11 protein-coding genes are annotated in these 18745 nt (G+C 52.1%); 8 read left to right on the forward strand and 3 right to left on the reverse strand.

The window, feature by feature from the left end:
- The first annotated feature begins 1 nt into the window (after position 1).
- The 8 genes from L1278_RS06935 to L1278_RS06970 all read left to right on the forward strand — a co-directional run bounded on the left by L1278_RS06935 (position 2) and on the right by L1278_RS06970 (position 12948).
- Positions 2–1546: a glycoside hydrolase family 10 protein gene (locus L1278_RS06935; RefSeq protein ID WP_253402283.1), complete on the forward strand. Its 1545-nt coding sequence runs from the start codon at positions 2–4 to the stop codon at positions 1544–1546.
- Between the two features lie 52 nt (positions 1547–1598).
- A complete protein-coding gene (locus L1278_RS06940) occupies positions 1599–3458 on the forward strand; it encodes a glycoside hydrolase family 9 protein (RefSeq protein ID WP_253402285.1) in 1860 nt (619 codons plus the stop codon).
- 107 nt (positions 3459–3565) lie between these two features.
- Positions 3566–4171, forward strand: coding sequence for a polysaccharide deacetylase family protein (locus tag L1278_RS06945; protein ID WP_253402287.1), 606 nt, complete (start codon positions 3566–3568; stop codon positions 4169–4171).
- 45 nt (positions 4172–4216) lie between these two features.
- Complete coding sequence (locus tag L1278_RS06950) at positions 4217–4834, forward strand: peptidoglycan recognition family protein (RefSeq protein WP_253402289.1); 618 nt, start codon at positions 4217–4219, stop codon at positions 4832–4834.
- Between the two features lie 297 nt (positions 4835–5131).
- Positions 5132–6994, forward strand: coding sequence for a PQQ-binding-like beta-propeller repeat protein (locus L1278_RS06955; protein ID WP_253402291.1), 1863 nt, complete (start codon positions 5132–5134; stop codon positions 6992–6994).
- Between the two features lie 54 nt (positions 6995–7048).
- Entirely contained in the window at positions 7049–7861 is an 813-nt protein-coding gene (gene murQ / locus L1278_RS06960) for an N-acetylmuramic acid 6-phosphate etherase (protein ID WP_253402293.1), read from the forward strand.
- A 721-nt stretch (positions 7862–8582) separates the two neighbouring features.
- Complete coding sequence (locus L1278_RS06965; RefSeq protein WP_253402295.1) at positions 8583–10109, forward strand: sodium:solute symporter; 1527 nt, start codon at positions 8583–8585, stop codon at positions 10107–10109.
- Positions 10110–10122: 13 nt separating this feature from the next.
- Positions 10123–12948 carry an FAD-binding and (Fe-S)-binding domain-containing protein gene (locus L1278_RS06970; RefSeq protein WP_253402297.1) on the forward strand — a complete coding sequence of 942 codons (2826 nt, stop codon included), beginning with the start codon at positions 10123–10125 and terminating at the stop codon, positions 12946–12948.
- A 69-nt stretch (positions 12949–13017) separates the two neighbouring features.
- Here L1278_RS06970 and L1278_RS06975 read toward each other — a convergent pair whose 3' ends face one another.
- The 3 genes from L1278_RS06975 to L1278_RS06985 form a co-directional block, all read right to left on the reverse strand.
- Positions 13018–13761, reverse strand: a complete 744-nt coding sequence (locus tag L1278_RS06975) for a DeoR/GlpR family DNA-binding transcription regulator (protein WP_253402299.1) — start codon at positions 13759–13761, stop codon at positions 13018–13020.
- A 403-nt stretch (positions 13762–14164) separates the two neighbouring features.
- Positions 14165–15340 carry an acyltransferase family protein gene (locus tag L1278_RS06980; protein ID WP_253402301.1) on the reverse strand — a complete coding sequence of 392 codons (1176 nt, stop codon included), beginning with the start codon at positions 15338–15340 and terminating at the stop codon, positions 14165–14167.
- Positions 15341–15444: 104 nt separating this feature from the next.
- Positions 15445–18492: a glycoside hydrolase family 3 N-terminal domain-containing protein gene (locus L1278_RS06985; protein ID WP_253402303.1), complete on the reverse strand. Its 3048-nt coding sequence runs from the start codon at positions 18490–18492 to the stop codon at positions 15445–15447.
- Positions 18493–18745 lie beyond the last annotated feature (253 nt).

An 18745-nucleotide genomic window follows, 5' to 3' on the forward strand; every position in this document is an offset into this window, starting at 1 on the left:
AATGATTAGAAACTTTACACTTTTAGCCACCCTGCTGCTCAGTTCGATCAGCCTTTTTGCCCAGGTATCGAAGCAGCCTCCCAAGCGTGAGTTCAGAGGCGTCTGGATCGCCACGGTGCAGAATATTGATTGGCCTTCCAAACCCAAGCAGGGCGTAGACTCCGAGCAGCAGAAGCAGGAGCTGATCGACATCTTCGACGCCCATCAGAAAACAGGTATAAATGCCATCATGCTGCAGGTGCGCCCATCGGCCGACGCCTTTTACGCCAAAGGCCGTGAGCAATGGAGCATGTTCCTGACCGGCAAGCAGGGCACGCTGCCCGAGCCCTTTTACGATCCGCTGGAGTTTGCCATCGAAGAAGCCCACAAACGCGGAATGGAATTGCACGCCTGGATCAATCCTTACCGTGCTTCGACTAGCTTAGCGGACTCCCTGGTGAGCACCGAGCATATTTCCCGCATTCAGCCGGACTGGTTCTTTACCTACGGCGACAAAAAATACTTTAACCCCGGTCTGCCCGAAGTGCGCCACTACCTGGTGGACGTGATCATGGACGTGGTGCGCAACTACGACATTGACGGCATTCACTTCGACGACTACTTCTACCCATACCCTGGCAAAGCCGCCCTGCCCGACTCAATCACCTACATGCTGCACAAGCAAGGTATAGCGAACGTGGAGGACTGGCGCCGCAACAACGTGGACCAGCTGATCAAAGACCTGTCAGTAGAAATTAAGAAAGAAAAGCAACATGTGAAGTTCGGCATCAGTCCGTTTGGTATCTGGCGCAACAAGGCCCAGGACCCGAATGGCTCAGAAAGCAACGGGGGGCTGTCAGGGTATAGCGCCCTCTATGCCGATGCCCGCAAGTGGATGCAGGAAGGTTGGCTGGATTACATCAATCCGCAGCTGTACTTCCCATTCGGCTATACCCCGGCACCTTACGAGAAGCTGCTCGACTGGTGGGCCGCCAACTCTTATGGCAAGCACGTGTACATCGGCCAAGGTGTTTACCGCGCCATGGAAGACCGCGAGGGCTGGCGTGACCGGCAGCAGTTGCCAAATCAGGTACGCTACCTGCGCGCCAATCCGCGTGTGCAGGGCAGTGTGTACTTCAGCTCCCGCTCGCTCACCAACAACCTGGCCGGCTTCCGCGACTCGCTGCAGCATGATCTGTACCGCTACCCGGCCTTGCAGCCGGTGATGCCCTGGCTGGGTATGGCTAAGCCCGCACAACCAGCTAGCCTGCGTGAAAACAAATTCCTGCTCGTTTTTCCACGCCTGCGCAAAGCCGTTATCCGATGGGATTATCCGGACCAGGAAGAAGACGTGTATGGTTTTGTGGTATACCGCTTCGATGAGAACGAGCCGATCAACCTGGAGCATGCCCGCAACATCCGCCGTATTCAGTTCAACGACTATGAGCTGGGCTTTTATGATGAGACGGCCGAACGCGGAAAGACCTACAAATACGTGGTGACTTCCATCGACCGGCTCAAAAACGAGAGTGCGCCGTCTAATGTATACCTGAAAAAAATACGCTAGGTATAGCTTGCATTTTGAAACCAAAAACATCCGGAACTAACAACTGTAAGACATGAACAGAAAAAAGACAGTAGTAGCACTGGTGCTGGCGGCCCTTGTGGGAGCGGCCAATGCCATCGCTTTTACCAACAAAGCCACCCCTGATTTTGAGGAGGCAGCAGGTATAGCCGCCAGAGGACCGGCCTGGATACGCATTAACCAACTGGGCTATACCCCGACAGGTATAAAAGTAGCTGTTTGGGGAAGCAAGTCGAAAGGAAAGCTGAAACGGTTTGAGTTGGTAGATGCCAGCACTGGTAAAGTGGTGTTTAAAGGAAAGGCCGGTAGTGCATTCGGTGCCTACGGTCCTTTTCAGGAATCTTACCGCCTTAACTTTTCCGAGTTCAACAAGCCAGGCACTTATTACCTGCAGGCTGGTGAAACCAAGTCGTCGGAGTTCCGGATCGATGCCGATGTTTACAAAGGCACAGCAGACTTTGCGCTGCGCTACATGCGCCAGCAGCGCAGCGGTTTCAACCCCTACCTGAAAGACTCCTGCCATACCCACGACGGCTATACCATGTATGGCCCGATGCCCGATAGCACCATCATTGACGTGTCAGGTGGCTGGCACGACGCTTCTGACTACCTGCAGTACGCGACTACTTCAGCCAATGCGACCTACCACCTGTTGGCCGCCTACCGCGACTTCCCGAGCGTGTTCACCGACAAGCACAAGGCGAACGGGCTGGAAGGTGCCAACGGCGTGGCCGACGTGCTGGACGAAGCGAAATGGGGACTAGAGTGGCTTCTGAAGCTGCACCCGCGCGAAGACTGGTTGTTCAACCAGTTGGCTGATGACAGAGATCACCAGGGTATGCGCCTCCCTACAAATGATCCTGTCGACTATGGTATGGGCGGCGGTGGTCCGCGACCAGTTTACTTTGCTTCCGGCGAACCGCAGGGTCTGGGCAAGTACAAGAACCGGGCGACTGGCGTGGCCTCCATTGCAGGAAAGTTCACCAGCGCCTTCGGTTTGGCCGCTCAAATCTACAGCACCAAAGACCAGAGCCTATCTAATCTGTTCGGTCAGAAAGCACAGTCAGCTTATAAGCTGGGCCTCGCCAAGCCAGGGGTTGCCCAGACCGCTCCCAACAGGGCGCCTTATTTCTATGAGGAAGACAACTGGGTAGACGACATGCAATTGGGTGCAGCAGCGCTTTATCAGATGACCGGCCAACAGGAGTTCTTCAAACAAGCCTATAACTACGGTCTTCAGGAAAAGGTAACGCCGTGGATGGGCGCAGATACGGCCCGTCACTACCAGTGGTATCCGTTCCACAACTTCGGGCATTTTGAACTGGCCAAGAAGTCTGATGAAAAGACCAAGGCAGAACTGATCGGTTTCTACAAGGAAGGTATAGAGCGGGTGAACGCCAAAGCGAAGAAGAATGCCTTCTACCGCGGGGTACCGTTCATCTGGTGCTCCAATAACCTGACGACCTCTTTTGCCATCCAGAGCTTTTTGTACCGCCAGCTGTCCGGCGATCAGAATTACGCGGAGCTGGAGCAGGCCAATTTTGACTGGCTATTTGGCGTGAACCCGTGGGGAACGAGCATGGTTTACGGCCTGCCGGCACACGGCGACACGCCAACAGACCCGCACTCCGCCTTCACCCGACTGAACAAGTACCCGATTGACGGTGGGCTGGTAGATGGGCCGGTGTATGGCAGCATCTTCAACAGCCTGCAGCATCTCAAGCTGTACAACGAGGATGCCTACGCCGAATTCCAGTCTAAATTAGCCGTATACCACGACGACTTTGGCGACTACAGCACCAACGAGCCAACCATGGACGGCACCGCCTCGCTGATCTACCTGCTGGCCTCCAAAGAGTATAGCTCACAGGAGGGGAGGCCAGTAAAAAAGTAGTCGTTGACCGTCACGGCGCAATCATTCGGGGCGATACGACTTCCCGACAAATTGCGCTGGTCTTTACCGGCGATGAGTTTGCGGACGGAGGGGAGGTGATCAGTGGTGTGTTGAAGAAGCACCAGGTCAAAGCCTCCTTCTTCCTCACGGGTCGTTTTTACCGAAATCCGACTTTCAAGACTTTGATCCGGGGGCTTAAAAATGACGGACATTACCTGGGCGCGCATTCCGACGAGCACTTGCTCTACTGCGACTGGACAAAACGGGACAGTCTGCTGGTCACGCGGGAGCAGTTCAGTCAGGACTTGCGGAAGAACTACCAGCGCATGGAAGCTTTTGGTGTAAAGAAATCTGATGCGCCTTACTATTTGCCGCCCTACGAGTGGTACAACCGCAGCATAAGCAACTGGACCGAGGCGGAAGGTTTGCAACTGGTGAACTTTACGCCGGGTACCCGCTCAGCCGCCGACTATACCTACCCCGATATGGGAAGTCGCTATGTAGACTCGGAGACGATTCTGCAATCGATTATGGCTTTTGAAGCCAGGGACCGGAACGGGCTGAATGGCTTTATGCTGCTTTTGCATATCGGTACGGATCCAAAGCGGGAAGACAAGTTTTACAACCGCCTAGATGAAATGATGATCATGCTGGAGCAGAAAGGCTATCGTTTTGTAAGGCTGGATGAATTACTCGAGCAAACAAAGAAATGACAAAGCAGGGCGCTATACCTGTGCATTAAGAAAGATTAGAACTCAATGAAAAAGATCCTGATACTGGTGTGTGCCCTTGCCGGGCTGATGGGTTGCCAAAAACCGGCAGTCACCTCTGATACATCGCTTATACCCGAAGGTATAACGTTTCTGTCGCGGGAGGAGTGGGGAGCCAAGGCGCCTGTGCTGCCGATGCGGCCGCATAAGCTGACGAGACTGACCATCCATCATACCGGTGTGCCGCAATTATTCGACCGCAGCCTGACTGACAAGCTGCGCAATCTGCAGAAATTCTCTCAGGAGGATAGCCCTTTGGCGGATGGTCGCATGAAACCAGCCTGGGCGGATGTGCCATATCACCTGTATGTGGATGTCAACGGGGCTGTGGGTGAGGCACGGGACCTGAACTACGCCGGCGACTCAAATACTAGTTACGACCCGGCCGGGCACCTGCTGGTGGTGGTAGAGGGTAACTTTGAAAAGGAGGCCATTACCGAAGCACAGATGAAAACGCTCGAAAAACTGGTGCCGGCTCTGGCCAAACGCTACGGTATACCTGCCGACAGCCTGGGCGCGCACAAGGATTTTGCTCAGACCACCTGTCCGGGAGCTGGGTTATACTCGGAACTGCCCCGCTTCAGACAACTGATTAACGCTAATTAAATTCTGGGTACAGTTGCGATGTGCGGGTTTGTGCAGGTATAACAACCATTAAGAAAATTTTAAAATCCTTGTTTTTGCGTGTTCTTGCCGGTTTATGAAAAAAACATGCTTAAAAATTTGGACTACTCGAATACGGTCACTATTTTTAACTTAAATAAAGGGACAGTATTCGTTTTGCTCATGCGCTTTTGTGCGGTTTTCTGCGCTAGTTCTCCAAACAAGAGTCGCGTGAGCAGGATGGATACATTTTTAGTTTAGTCTTACTAAGTCCTTTTGTTTTACGAATGCCTTGAATCAATGAAAATACAAAGGTATGTAGCGTTCATCGCTCTCTTGCTGGTTTCCAGTCTTTGCCAGGCACAATCTTTTCAGTTCGCCTTTGTATCCGATACCCATATCGGCAACCCCACCGCACAAGAAGACCTCGAGCGCACCATTGCCGACATCAATTCCAATCCCAACCTTGAGTTTGTCGTCATCACTGGTGACATCACCGAGTTCGGTTCTGATGAAGAACTGAAATTGGCCAAACAGATCTTCGATACGATTAAAAAGCCCTGGTACATTCTGCCCGGCAATCACGATACCAATTGGTCGGAGAGCGGCAGCAACAGCTTTCGGGTAGTCTTCGGGGCGGAAACTTTTGCCTTTTCACACAAGGGATATCTTTTTACTGGTACTGGTTCCGGACCGAACATGCGCATGGGGCCTGGGCAGATTCCGCGCGAGAACATCGTGTGGCTCGACTCTGTGCTGAACCACATGCCGAATCCCGAAATGCCGGTCATTTTTCTGAATCATTATCCGCAGGACTCTTCTCTTAACAACTGGTACGACGTAACCGACCGGCTGCGCGCCCGCAACACCCAACTCATTCTGCACGGCCACGGGCATGGAAACCGCCAGTTTAGCTACGATGGTATACCTGCGGTGATGGGCCGCTCTAACTTGCGCGCAAAAGATCCGGTAGGCGGCTACAATATTGTGGCCTTTGCCGATGGGAAAGCCAGTTTTGAGACCCGTAAGCCAGGTATAGAAACCCTGCCGCAATGGTTAGAAGTACCACTGGTGAAGCACGATTTCGCAAACGACTCGACCAAACACCACCGACCGTCTTTCGCTGTAAACGGGCTATACCCAAATGTGAAGCAGGTATGGGAGTACCAGGACGATAGCGACGTAGGAGCCGGCACGGCAGTTCATAAGAATCTGGTGATTGCCACCAACACCACTGGTCAGGTATATGCGCTGGATAGTAAAACAGGCAAACGCAAATGGTCCTACCATACCAACGGCAAAATCTACTCTACACCAGCTGTGGCCAATGGGTATGTGGTGGTGGGCTCTTCTGATAACAACATTTACTGCCTCTCTGCCGCCACAGGTAAACTGGTGTGGAAATTCACAGCTAATCGGCCGGTGCTCGGCTCCCCGCTGATAGAAAAAGGCGTGGTCTACATCGGAGCCTCTGATGGACACTTCCGTGCGCTTGATCTAAAGAACGGTAAATTACGTTGGGACTTTGATCAGGTGAATAACTTTGTCGTAACAAAGCCATTGCTGTATCAGGGCAAGGTATACTTCGGCAGTTGGGGCAACGAGTTTTACGCGCTCGATGCGAAAACCGGTCAGCTGGCCTGGAAATGGAGCAACGGCTCCAGCAATCGCATGTTTTCGCCAGCCGCCTGTTACCCGGTAGCTGCCAATGGCCGTATTTTCATCGTAGCCCCTGACCGTTTTATGACCGCACTGGACGCGAACACAGGCGAAGTGGTGTGGCGGGAGCAAATGAAGGAAGGCCGAGTGCGCGAGTCGATGGGCATATCGACTGACGGCAAGCTGGTCTATGTGAAAACGATGGACGGACAGGTATACGGCGTTTCCACATCAGCCAACACCCTGCAGGTAGACTGGAAATCGACGCTGCAGCTGCCTTACGAACTGGCCCCTTCTGCTATTGTCGAACACAACAACGTCGTACTAGTGCCCTCGCACTCAGGTTTGGTCAGCGCGCTTGACCGCCAGAGCGGAGAGGTACTTTGGAAATACAAAAGTTCAAATAGTCTCATGAACCCGGTGATGCCGCTTGGCAAAAACAGGGTAGTCGTGAGCACGATGGATGGGAAAATCGCCTGCCTGGAGTACGTGCCTGCCAAATAAGGTATAGCCACACAGGTAGAGCGATTGATTTAGAAGGAATTATACTTACACAAAATGGAAATTACAACCGAGAAAGACTCGAATTATAACAATCTGGAGAAGATGTCGGTGAGGGAAGTGCTGGAGAACATCAACAGGGAAGATAAAAGCGTACCCCTTGCTGTGGAAAAGGCGCTCCCGCAAATAGAAAAACTAACCGAAATCATAGCCGACCGCATGAAAAAAGGTGGTCGCCTGTTCTACATCGGCGCAGGCACCAGCGGCCGCCTGGGCGTGGTGGATGCCTCCGAGTGCCCGCCAACCTTCGGCGTGCCTTTTGATATGGTGGTGGGCCTGATCGCCGGGGGTGACACAGCCATCCGTAAAGCGGTAGAGTTTGCCGAGGACGACGCAGAGCAAGCCTGGGAAGACTTAAAAGAATACTGTTTGGGTGAGTACGATGTGATAGTAGGACTTGCCGCATCTGGCACGACGCCCTACGTGATCGGCGGTCTGCGCATGGCCAACGAGCATGGCCTGGCAACCGGCTGCATTGTGTGCAACTCGGGTAGCCCGGTAGCTGCAGAGGCACAGTACCCAGTAGAAGTGGTGGTAGGTCCTGAATTCGTTACAGGCAGTACCCGCATGAAAGCCGGCACCGCTCAAAAACTGGTGCTCAACATGCTCAGCACTGCAGTCATGATTCAGCTTGGCCGCGTGCGTGGCAACAAGATGGTAGATATGCAGTTGACCAACCACAAGCTATACCACCGTGGTGTGCGCATGGTAATGGCGGAGACAGGTGCTGATGAAGCAACTGCATCTGCTTTGCTGGAGAAGCATGGAAGTGTGCGTAAGGCTGTAGCGAGTGTGTTTGTGTCCAAGTAGGGTTTCTGCCTTCTTGCTTTAGAGCTTCTGGAAGACACTGTCCTTGCTCGCGTCCCGCGAGTTTGCGGTATACAGCGGACTCTGGCCGCTTGAGCAGAAGTTTTTGCTTCATAGCTAATACCTTCTGCAGGTATAGCGAGCAATATCGTTTTATAGCTTCGCCTGTGCGGCGGGCACCTACTTTTTTCCTTGATGAAAAAAGTAGGCAAAAAAATCAAGACGTTCCAAACTCGCTGACCGCTCAAACAGTGGAGCGCCGTAAAGTGCACTTGGCTAATGCTGTTTGTTTCATCGCTTCCGGGGTAAGTTAACCTTGCTATACCTGCCAGTATTTTGTTTCTGTTACAACAACGCTTATACCTTGAAGTGGCAGTTACAGGCTCTCCGCCTTAGACAAGGAGGGGTTAGGGGTGGGTTGAATCAGCGGGAGCTTAAACAACATAAACTACTAAGCCATACCTGTGAAATGGTAAAGGCCAAAGTCCCCCTTCGAAGGGGGCAGGGGGATGTAATCATGCACGAACATCCAGTTAATACGTGGGGGTAGCAGTCTTCTTGAATCCTGATTCAACCATTCCAGAGCAGGGTTAAAACGAAGCTGAAACCAAACAACATTACCGCCATTTCGGCAAAACTTAGTAACTTACACACATGTGCGGAAGCGTAAGGAATAGGCATGAATGCTGATTTCCTTCTTTCGCGAATGAATAATTAACGTATTATGTCGCCAATTATCCTTCTCTCTTTTCTGATCGGCTATTTTGCGGTGCTGATAGGTATATCCTACTACACCTCGCGGGGAGCGTCAGACAACTCCAGTTTCTTCATCGCCAACCGCAACTCGAAGTGGTACTTCGTGGCATTTGGTATGATCGGAACCGCTCTGTCGGGCGTGACTTTCATCTCGGTACCTGGGGCGGTCGTTAATAGTAGTTTCAGTTATTTTCAGTTTGTGCTCGGCAATACGGTCGGTTTTGTGCTGATCGCTTTTGTGCTCCTGCCACTTTATTACCGCATGAACCTGATCTCTATCTATACCTATCTGGAGAAGCGATTCGGTTATTGGAGCTATAAAACAGGGGCCATGATCTTTCTGGTGTCACGCACCATTGGCTCGGCTTTTCGCCTATACTTGGTGGCTATCGTGCTGCAGCGTTTTATTTTCGACGCCTGGAACGTGCCGTTTGTGGCCACGGTGGCAATCTGCCTTGTCCTGATCTGGCTCTATACCCACAAAGGTGGCCTTAAAACCATCGTGATCACCGATACGCTGCAGACCGTGTTTATCATCGGCTCAGTTATTTTTTCGATCATCTTCATCGCCAATAGCCTAGACCTGAACCTGGTACAGACCTTTGAGGCAGTGAAAGACAGCTCCTACTCCAAGATTTTCTTCTGGGAGGATTTCATGGGCACGAAAAGCCACTTCCTGAAGCACTTTATCGGCGGTATTTTCGTGACCATCGCTATGACGGGCCTGGACCAGGACCTGATGCAGAAGAACCTGAGCTGTAAGAACATTGGAGAGGCTCAGAAGAACATGCTTTCTTTTACAGCCATCTTTGTCTCCATCAATATCTTCTTCCTGAGTATGGGCGCCCTGCTTTACATGTATGCCGAGGCCAAAGGTATCGATGTATCGGCGCTGGCAACTCCTGACCATCTGTTCCCGGAAATTGCCCTGAACCACATGGCCATGATCCCGGCTGTTATCTTTATGCTGGGCCTGACGGCGGCTACTTTTGCCACCACCGACTCAGCGCTTACAGCCCTCACGACTTCTTTCTGCGTGGACTTCCTGAACTTTACCAAGAAGGAAAACCACGACGATGTGAAGCTCATCCGTACCCGCCACCTGGTACACGTTGGTTTCTCAGTGGTGATGTTGCTGGTGATCCTCGTGTTCAGGCTCATCAATGACGACTCGGTGGTGAACGCCATCTTTAAAGCGGCTGGCTATACCTACGGTCCGTTGTTGGGCTTGTTTGCCTTTGGTATGGCCAACAAACGTGCCGTAGCCGACAAACTGGTGCCGTACATCTGCCTTATCTCGCCAATCCTGACCTATATACTTGATAGCAACTCAATGGAATGGACAGGTTATGCTATGGGCTTTGAGCTGATTGTGCTGAACGCCGCTATTACCTTCATCCTGTTGCTGGTAACCAGCAAGCAGGGTGGTGGCGTGTTGATGGATGCGCTAAAGGAGGCTGAAAGAGGCTCCAAAGTAAAACAAACAACTTATTAAGAACCTACCTCCTATGGATATAGTATTGCTTTTGGAGAGTATTATACCAAAAGCGCGCATACGGGCACGCCTGATCGATGTCGTGTCCTACGCTTCTGACGCGGGCTTTTATTACCTGAGGCCCAAGGCCGTGGTACAGCCGGTGTCAGTAGAGGAGATCAAACAGCTGTTTGCTTTTTCGCACCAGCACAAGGTGCCGCTTACCTTCCGCACGGCAGGTACCAGCCTTTCGGGGCAGTCAATCACAGACGGTATACTGGTGGACCTGAGCCAGTATTGGAACAAGGTGCAGGTAGAACAGGAAGGGGCACAGGTACGGGTACAACCTGGCGTTATCGGCGCTATTGTGAACGCGCACCTGCGACCGTATAAGCGCAAGATCGGTCCTGACCCGGCCAGTATCAATTCGGCCATGATGGGCGGGATTCTCTCCAACAACGCCAGCGGTATGTGCTGCGGTGTGAGCAAGAACTCCTACCATACTACCAAATACATCAGCTTTGTGCTGCCGAATGGCCAGTGCTACACCACCGAAAAGCAGATCGATTACCTGCGCTTCAGCGAGGAGTGCCCCGAGCTATACCTGACGCTGCACAAGATCAAGCAGCAGATCCGCAGCAATCCGGAGCTACATTACCTGATCCGGCACAAATACAAAACGAAGAACACCGTTGGGTACTCTGTCAATGCCTTCATCGATTACGAGCACCCGCTCGACATCATGGCGCATTTGCTCATCGGAGCGGAGGGTACGCTGGGCTTCATTTCCGAAGCGGTGCTGCAAACCGTACCTGATTATCCGGCCAAATCAACAGCGCTACTTTACTTCCCAGACATCTACGCTGCTTGTCAGGCCATCGTGCCTTTGACCGAGTCAGGGGCCGAAGCGGTGGAACTGATGGACCGGGCTTCGCTGCGCTCCATCGAGCACATGGCGGGCGTTCCTGCCGTGATCAAAACCCTGCCCGAAACTGCAGCGGCTTTGCTGGTGGAGTTTCAGGCAAACAAACATGAAGAGGTACAGGAGAAGATCCTAAAGTTCATGGCGCTGGCACCTGAGCTGGCTTTGCTGGAGCAACCTGTGTTTACAACCGACCCGATCGAGCAAGCCCTGCTGTGGAAAGTACGCAAAGGCATGTTCCCGGCCGTGGGTGCCGTGCGAGCCAGCGGCAGTACCGTATTGCTAGAAGACATTGCCGTACCGGTTGCCCAGCTCGGTGATGCCATACTTGATCTGCAGAACCTTTTTCGTCAGCACGGTTATCACAACGCCATTATCTTTGGTCATGCCAAAGACGGCAACATCCACTTTGTGGTGACACAGGCCTTCGACACGCCCGCAGAGGTTACCCGCTACGACCGCTTCCTGAAAGAAGTGGTGAAGCTGGTGGTGAAAAAATACGAAGGCGCCCTGAAGGCCGAGCACGGAACGGGTCGCAACATGGCGCCTTTTGTGGAGACCGAATGGGGACCAGAGGTATACCGCATCATGAAAACCCTCAAGCAGGTTGTTGATCCGGAGAACCTGCTAAACCCTGGTGTGATTATCAACCACGACCAGAACGCACACATCCAGAACCTGAAAGACCTGCCGAAGGTGGAAGAGGAAGTGGACCGCTGTATGGAGTGTGGATTTTGTGAGCACAAATGCCCGAGCCGCAACCTTACGCTCACGCCACGCCAACGCATTGTGGTGCGTCGTGAGTTGCTCAACCTGCAGCGCAAAGGAAAGAAGAAGGAGCACAAAGAGCTACTCAACCAATATCAGTACGACGGCCTCGACACTTGCGCCGTGGATGGTCTCTGCGCCACCGCTTGTCCGGTCGACATCAACACCGGCGACTTGGTAAAACGTCTGCGCCGAGAGAACCACAGCGAGCTGGCCAACCAGGTAGCGCTGATGGTAGCGAAGAATTTCAGACCCGTTGCAGCGACTGTGAAGTTTGGTCTGCAGGCAGGAACAGGGGTAAATAAACTGCTGGGTGCCAATACCCTCTCCAGATTAACGGAAGAGGTGAAGGACATGATCCCGTCTTTCCCGCTTTGGACAAAGCAGCTGGCCCCAGCGCCAGGTATAGCCAGGTCTATGGCCAACGCGACAGCGCCTGTTACGGAGGCTGCCGTGGTTTACTTCCCGACCTGTATTTCCCGTACCATGGGCGCTGCGGAGTCCGGCAAGAAAAACATCATCGACACCTTCAAAAGCGTATCGGATAAGGTAGGGCTAAAGTTCACGATTCCGGAGAATGTACAAGGCGCCTGCTGCGGACAGATCTTTTCTTCTAAAGGGTATAGCAAGGCCTACGCCTACACCGCCAACGAAACGATCGAGAAGGTATGGCAGTGGACCGAAAAAGGCCGCCTTCCGCTGGTGCTTGATATCACGTCCTGTACACAGACGCTGCAGAACTGTCGCCCCGTGCTCACCGCTGAGAACAAGGCTAAATTTGATGCGATCAAAATCATTGATAGCATCGACTACATCGCCGATTTCATCCTGCCGAAGGCCACGGTGCTCCGCAAGAAAGCAAATGTGGTGCTGCACCCGGTTTGTTCTTTACAGAAAATGGGAATGGAAGGACGTTTTGTAAGTATAGCCCGACAGTTAGCAGAGGAAGTGACAGTACCGATGCACGCTGGTTGTTGTGGTATGGCCGGTGACCGTGGCTTCTTAGTTCCGGAGCTCACCGCTTCCGCCACCGCACCAGAAGCTGCCGAGGTAAAGCAACGCGAATATGACGGGTATTACTCTTCAGCAAAGACCTGTGAAATGGCAATGACGGAGGCAGTCGGCCGCAACTACGAGTCGATTGTTTATCTACTGGATGAGTGTTTGTAAGATAATCATGTAATAACATAAAAAAGACGCCTGTTAAAGCAACAGGCGTCTTTTTTATGCAGTTTATTCTTACACCACCTCAATTACTGCTGCATATTCTTTTAAGCACACATCAGCAGGTCTCAGATCTGTCACCAGGTAATGGATCGAGTTGAGGTCGCAAATCTTCATGTTCTGGTTAGAGCCGAGCTTTTCGGCGATGCTCATAATGGCGGTTTTCTTGGCGGAGCGTATCATGGCTTTCTTCACCTGGACTACTTCCCAGTCGGAGTCGGTGAGGCCGTCTTCTATGGAGAGGGAGTTGGTACCCAGTATACACAAGTCAACTTTGATCTCGGAGAGCTGGTTTACTACCTGCGCGCCGATCATGATGTGGGAGTTCTTGGAGAGCTGCCCGCCCAGCAAAATCACGTTGATGTTCGGCCGCTCGGCCAGTTCCAGCGCCACCAGCGGGCTAACCGTGAAGAAGGTACAACGGAGGGTGTCGGGTATCATGCGGGCCACTTCAATCATGGTGGTACCGCCGCCTACCAGCACACTCATGCCATCTTTCAAAAGGTCTATCACCTTGCGCGCAATCTCCTTCTTCGATTCCTTGGCGTAAACCTCTGACTGGCTGAACGGATAATGAAAGGACTTTGACAAGGCGCCGCCGTGTACCTTCAGGATCTGGCCGCTTTCAGCCAGCTCGTTCAAGTCTCTTCTAACGGTATCTTCCGACACGTTAAGCTTCAAACTCAAATCCGATGAAAGCACCTTGTTATGCAGATTTATTTGCTTGATAATAAAAGACTGCCGTTCCTCCTTAAGCATTCTGGTCGTGTTTAATCTTCGAAAACCAAATATAGATTTTTTTCTGAAATATGTAGGATGATATAAGCACTGAATTTTGTACGGGAGTCTACAGGATGACCTAATCCCTAAGTATTTTCAGATTTATGAATTGACAAGATTCTTGCAATGATGTGTTTAATCTGTAGGTACAGGTCGCGACCTATCTGCCCGGCGGCTGGCAATGCAACAAGGAAACGTTTAACCTTAAAAGGACTCTTCTTAATAATAGCTAGGATATTCATTACAAAAATTATTCGTGCAAGATTCAGACAGATTGCGACCTGTTCCTACGACCCTCAATTCTGTTTATCTATGAATCCTGAAAGCAAAAAAGCCTGCCCCGGTTAAGGAACAGGCTTTTTATCTCAGATATAAGGTTTCCCTATACCTTCACATAGATCTTTTTCTTGTCCATCCAGAATCCGATCACCCACATCACCAGCATATAAGCTAAGGCGAAGAGGAGGGAGGCCGTTTTGCCTTCGGACCAGCTCAGGAACAGCTGGGTATAGAGCCACTTCTGCAAACTCGTGTCGTCTATCCGAATGAAATTGAGCAGCTTGATGACCAACGTGGCGAAGGCGAAAATGAAGAGAGGATTCTTGCCGAATGCTTCGAAGAAGTATGACCATTTCACAAAGCCAAGTACCTCGATCACCAGCATCAGGCCGGCAATTAGCATCACGCTCAGGCCAACGGAGTGCAGCACGTAAGAGCTCGTCCAGATCGGCTTGTTGATCGGGAAATAGATATCCCACACCAAGGCCATGGCCACCAGCACAGCGCCAGCCACAATCAGCTTGAAGACGGTGCTCAGGCTGTTGCCACTTTTCTGGATGAACAGACCGGCAAAGTAACCGGCAATCACGTTCACGGTGGCCGGCAGTGTACTCAGCAATCCTTCCGGATCGAAGGGCATGCCAAAGCCTTTGTAGAGGTTGGTTTCAGGTATGATCAGGTCGTCGAACTTGCGGGCGGCATTGCCGGCAACACTGTACGGATCAGCGGAGTCGCCGAAGAAGTACATCACAGCCCAGTAGCCAAACAACACTACCACACTGAAAATAGCGGCCCCTTTGAACTTGAGGTAATGCACGGCCAACGAGGCAATAAGATAACACAGCGCGATACGCTGCAGCACCCCCATAATACGAACCGCCGTGAAGTCTTTCATCACGATAGCTCCTTCCGGATCTCTTGTGATAAACGGAAAGAGGTTGAGAAACAGGCCGATCAGGAAAATAAGTGCCGTGCGCTTGAATACCTTGCGTAGAAACACGCTGTCAGGTTGCGTTTCGAACTTGCGCATGCTAAAGCTCATGGCGTTGCCCACCACAAACAGAAAAGACGGGAACACTAGGTCGGTCACTGTAAAGCCATGCCAGGCAGCGTGCTTGAAAGGGGCGTAAATGCTGCCCCAACTGCCGGGGTTGTTCACCACGATCATCAGCGCGATGGTGAGTCCGCGGAGCACGTCTAGGGAAAGGTAGCGCTCGTAGGTTTTCGGACGCAGCAAGCCGGCGTCAGTCAAATGTGGTGCTGTAGAAAGTTTAGTCATCGGAGTGGGTTTAAGGTATGGCGATGATTAAGGTATAGCGATGATGCTCGATGTATAAAAAGATAGCCGCCCCGTTTCGTGCGGGACGGCTATACCTTATAGGATTACTTCACAGAAGCCTCTGCAGGCTGTTTCTCTTTGCTCTTGCCCATGGCGTCATACACCACTTGCAGCACGCCGGTGCGGGTATTGAGCTTGCTGAGTTTGTTGTTCTCGCGGGTCGGGTTCACGCGGTTGCTCAGGAACACATACACCAGGTTATTCACCGGATCAACCCAGGTATAAGTACCCGTGAAGCCCGAGTGACCGAAACTCTCTACCGGAGCACCTGGAGCTGCATTGCTGTTTGGCGCGCCTGGTTTGGCCGGACGGTCGAAGCCGAGGGCGCGGTAGTTGCCCTGGTCGCAGAACTGGCATTTGCTGTACTCCTTTACTACGTTCTCGGCGATGTAACGCTTATTGGCATACTCACCGTCGTTCAGGTATAGCTGCATCAGTTTGGCTACATCGTTGGAGTTGCCGAACAGACCAGCGTGTCCGCTCACTCCGCCCAGCATGGCAGCGCCTTCGTCGTGCACCGTTCCGTGCAGCAGTTGCTTGCGGAAGTGTGGTTCAAACTCGGTTGGCACAATGCGCGACAGCGGGTAGTTCTTGTATGGGTTGAACGTCAGAGTGCTGGCACCCAGTGGCTTGTAAATGGAGTTCTGCAGGTATGTCTCGAAACCTACACCAGTAATGTTCTCCACTACTTTCGGCGCCAGAATGAAAGACAGGTCGCTGTATACGTATCCCGGCTTCTCGTTCAGGGGCGACTCCATGATCTCCTTGTAGATCTTGTCGGCATACTTGCGGTGGATGTACAGGTTATCCGCCACTTTGATCGGGAAGCGGGCAGAAGAATCGGCCTTGAAGGTGCGCCACTTGAAGTTACCGTTTTTCTTCACCGTCTCTTTCCAGAAAGGAATCCAGGATTTCAGGCGGGCCTGGTGGGTGAGGATGTCGCGGTAGTTCAGGTCAGCTTTGTTCGTGCCGGCAGCCATCGGCAGGTAGTGGCCTAAAGTCTGGTTCTCGTCGAAGCGGCCTTCGCCTTTCAGACGCATCAGCGCAGCCATAGAAGTACTGATCTTCGTCACAGAAGCCAGGTCGTAGAGGTCATCGATATGTACCGGCTGTTGCTTGTCGTAGGTATGGTATCCGAAGGCTTTGTGGTAGATCACCTTGCCATCCTTGGCCACCAGCACTTGCGCACCCGGAGCGGCTTCTTCGCGAATCGCCTGGTGCACGAGTGAGTCTATACCTGCCAGATCCTGTGATTTTATACCTACCGCCTCCGGCATGGAGTAGGCCAGGCGAACACCACCGTGGGTCAGCAGGCCGTCACCGATTTTGAAAGAGTTGCTCACGGTTACCGGTAACTTGCCCGTAGCACCTATACCTCCAAAGATCATCTGCGAAACAAGGTCCTGCGTAACGGCATTCTCCTGGTAAGCGGCAATCACGGCATCTGCTTTGTTGAGGCTCTCCATCTCGGCGAGGCTATACACGTTGCCAAACACGCTCACAATGGTTTTCTTATTACGAATAAGCTCTTTGAGGAACAGGTTCATCTCGGCGGTGATGCCGAAATTGCTACTTCCCGCCTTGAGTTGCAGCGCGTGCACGCCTGCGATGATCAGGTTGTAATCTTTCAACTTCTCCTTCATGGCCTGTAGCTCCTCAATAGAGTTGGTTGGCTTCAGGAAGAAAGTGTCTACCTGCGTATAGCGGGCCAGATCGCGCTGGAAAGCGGTTTCTTTTGTAGTGCCGATCGCTAACGCTGCCACTTTCAACGTGTCGAGTGTCTGGATTGGCAGGATGCTGTTTTTATTGCGAAGCAGCGTGAGCGAAGCCGCAGTCAGCTGACGGTTCAGGTACTGCGCATGTGGATTGTTGAGGTCAGCAACCAGGTTCTTGGTTTCGATTGGTTCCCACTTGTCGAGGCCCACCCATTGCTTGGCGGCCAATACTTTGCGAACACGGAAGTCGATCTCAGCCTGCGAGATCTCCTTGTTGGCAATGGCTTTTTTTACTTCCTGGATGGTGGTTTTTACATCCATTGTGTTCAGCATCACATCGTTACCGGCCACCAAAGCCTTCACGTCCACTACCCCCGGAGGGTAGAACTTGGCCACGCCCTGCATGTTGAGGGCATCAGTAAACACCAGTCCTTTGTAGTTGAGCTCGTTTTTGAGCAGGTCTGTTACAATCGGCTTCGACAGGGTAGAGGCCAGGTTTGGTGTGTTGTCGAGCACCGGGATGTTCATGTGCGCCACCATCACGCTACCCAGTCCTTTGTCCATCAGGGCGCGGAAAGGGTGCAGCTCAGTAGAGTCGAGGCGGATGCGGGAGAAGTTGATCAGGGGCAGACCGTAGTGCGAGTCCACGTTGGTGTCGCCGTGACCCGGGAAGTGCTTGGCGCTGGCCAGCACGCGGTTATCCTGCATACCCTTCATGTACGCCAGTGATTTGCTGGCCACGTTATATTTATTCTCACCGAAAGAGCGGAAGCCAATTACCGGGTTGTTTGCGTTGTTGTTGATGTCCACAGTAGGGGCGAAGTTCACATGCACCCCCAGGCGCTGGCATTGGCGTGCAATCTCGGCACCCATTTCGTAGATGAGGCGCTCGTTCTCGATGCCGCCCAACGCCATTTGGTAAGGGAAGCGGATGGTGCTGTCGAGACGCATGGCCAGACCCCACTCACCGTCGATGGAGATCATGAGCGGCACTTTGCTTTCCTGCTGGTAGCGGTTGGTCATTTTGGCCTGACGCACCGGACCACCCTGGAAGAAGATCATGCCACCTACTTTATAGGTCTTCACGATGTTGCTGATCGAGTCGATGTGCGCCTGGTTTTTGTTGGAGTACACTGGAATCGAGATCAACTGGGCGATCCGTTCTTCAGGCGTCAGGGTCTTCATGACAGAATCTACCCAGCGGCTGTTGGTGTACTGCAGGAAATCAGCGTCGCGGCCCGGCGTATAGCTGGCAGCGGGCGCTTTCTTGGTAGTGGCTTTTCCTGTTTTTGCTTTGTTGGACTGGCCTTGCAGGTTGTTTGTGCCGAAAATCAGCAACAAAACAAGGGCCATCGAGAGGTAATAGGATGGTTTCAAGGTGATATAGGTTTATTTACTATCAGATACACTGCAATTTAATAGTTTTCAGGTATAAGTATTTTTATTTGCGGTAATTTTTTAAATTCCTGCAAATAAAAGCAATATTAGGGGCGTGGAGTGAGTAAGTAATCAGTACCAAATATACGATGTTATAGCGGGTATACCTATAGGGTATTCGATCAGGATGTAAGGATGCGGTTTATACCTGGTTGTCTTTGATTAGAATGGGGTATAGCTCGGATTTGAAAGG

The sequence above is a fragment of the Pontibacter sp. HSC-36F09 genome (genome assembly GCF_024171605.1).
GTDB lineage: Bacteria > Bacteroidota > Bacteroidia > Cytophagales > Hymenobacteraceae > Pontibacter.

Bases quoted from the DNA above. Each gene is read 5' to 3' on its own strand.
- L1278_RS06935 (WP_253402283.1), top strand. From the start codon at position 2: ATGATTAGAAACTTTACACTTTTAGCCACCCTGCTGCTCAGTTCGATC.
- L1278_RS06940 (WP_253402285.1), top strand. From the start codon at position 1,599: ATGAACAGAAAAAAGACAGTAGTAGCACTGGTGCTGGCGGCCCTTGTG.
- L1278_RS06950 (WP_253402289.1), top strand. From the start codon at position 4,217: ATGAAAAAGATCCTGATACTGGTGTGTGCCCTTGCCGGGCTGATGGGT.
- L1278_RS06955 (WP_253402291.1), top strand. From the start codon at position 5,132: ATGAAAATACAAAGGTATGTAGCGTTCATCGCTCTCTTGCTGGTTTCC.
- murQ (WP_253402293.1), top strand. From the start codon at position 7,049: ATGGAAATTACAACCGAGAAAGACTCGAATTATAACAATCTGGAGAAG.
- L1278_RS06965 (WP_253402295.1), top strand. From the start codon at position 8,583: ATGTCGCCAATTATCCTTCTCTCTTTTCTGATCGGCTATTTTGCGGTG.
- L1278_RS06970 (WP_253402297.1), top strand. From the start codon at position 10,123: ATGGATATAGTATTGCTTTTGGAGAGTATTATACCAAAAGCGCGCATA.
- L1278_RS06975 (WP_253402299.1), bottom strand. From the start codon at position 13,761: ATGCTTAAGGAGGAACGGCAGTCTTTTATTATCAAGCAAATAAATCTG.
- L1278_RS06980 (WP_253402301.1), bottom strand. From the start codon at position 15,340: ATGACTAAACTTTCTACAGCACCACATTTGACTGACGCCGGCTTGCTG.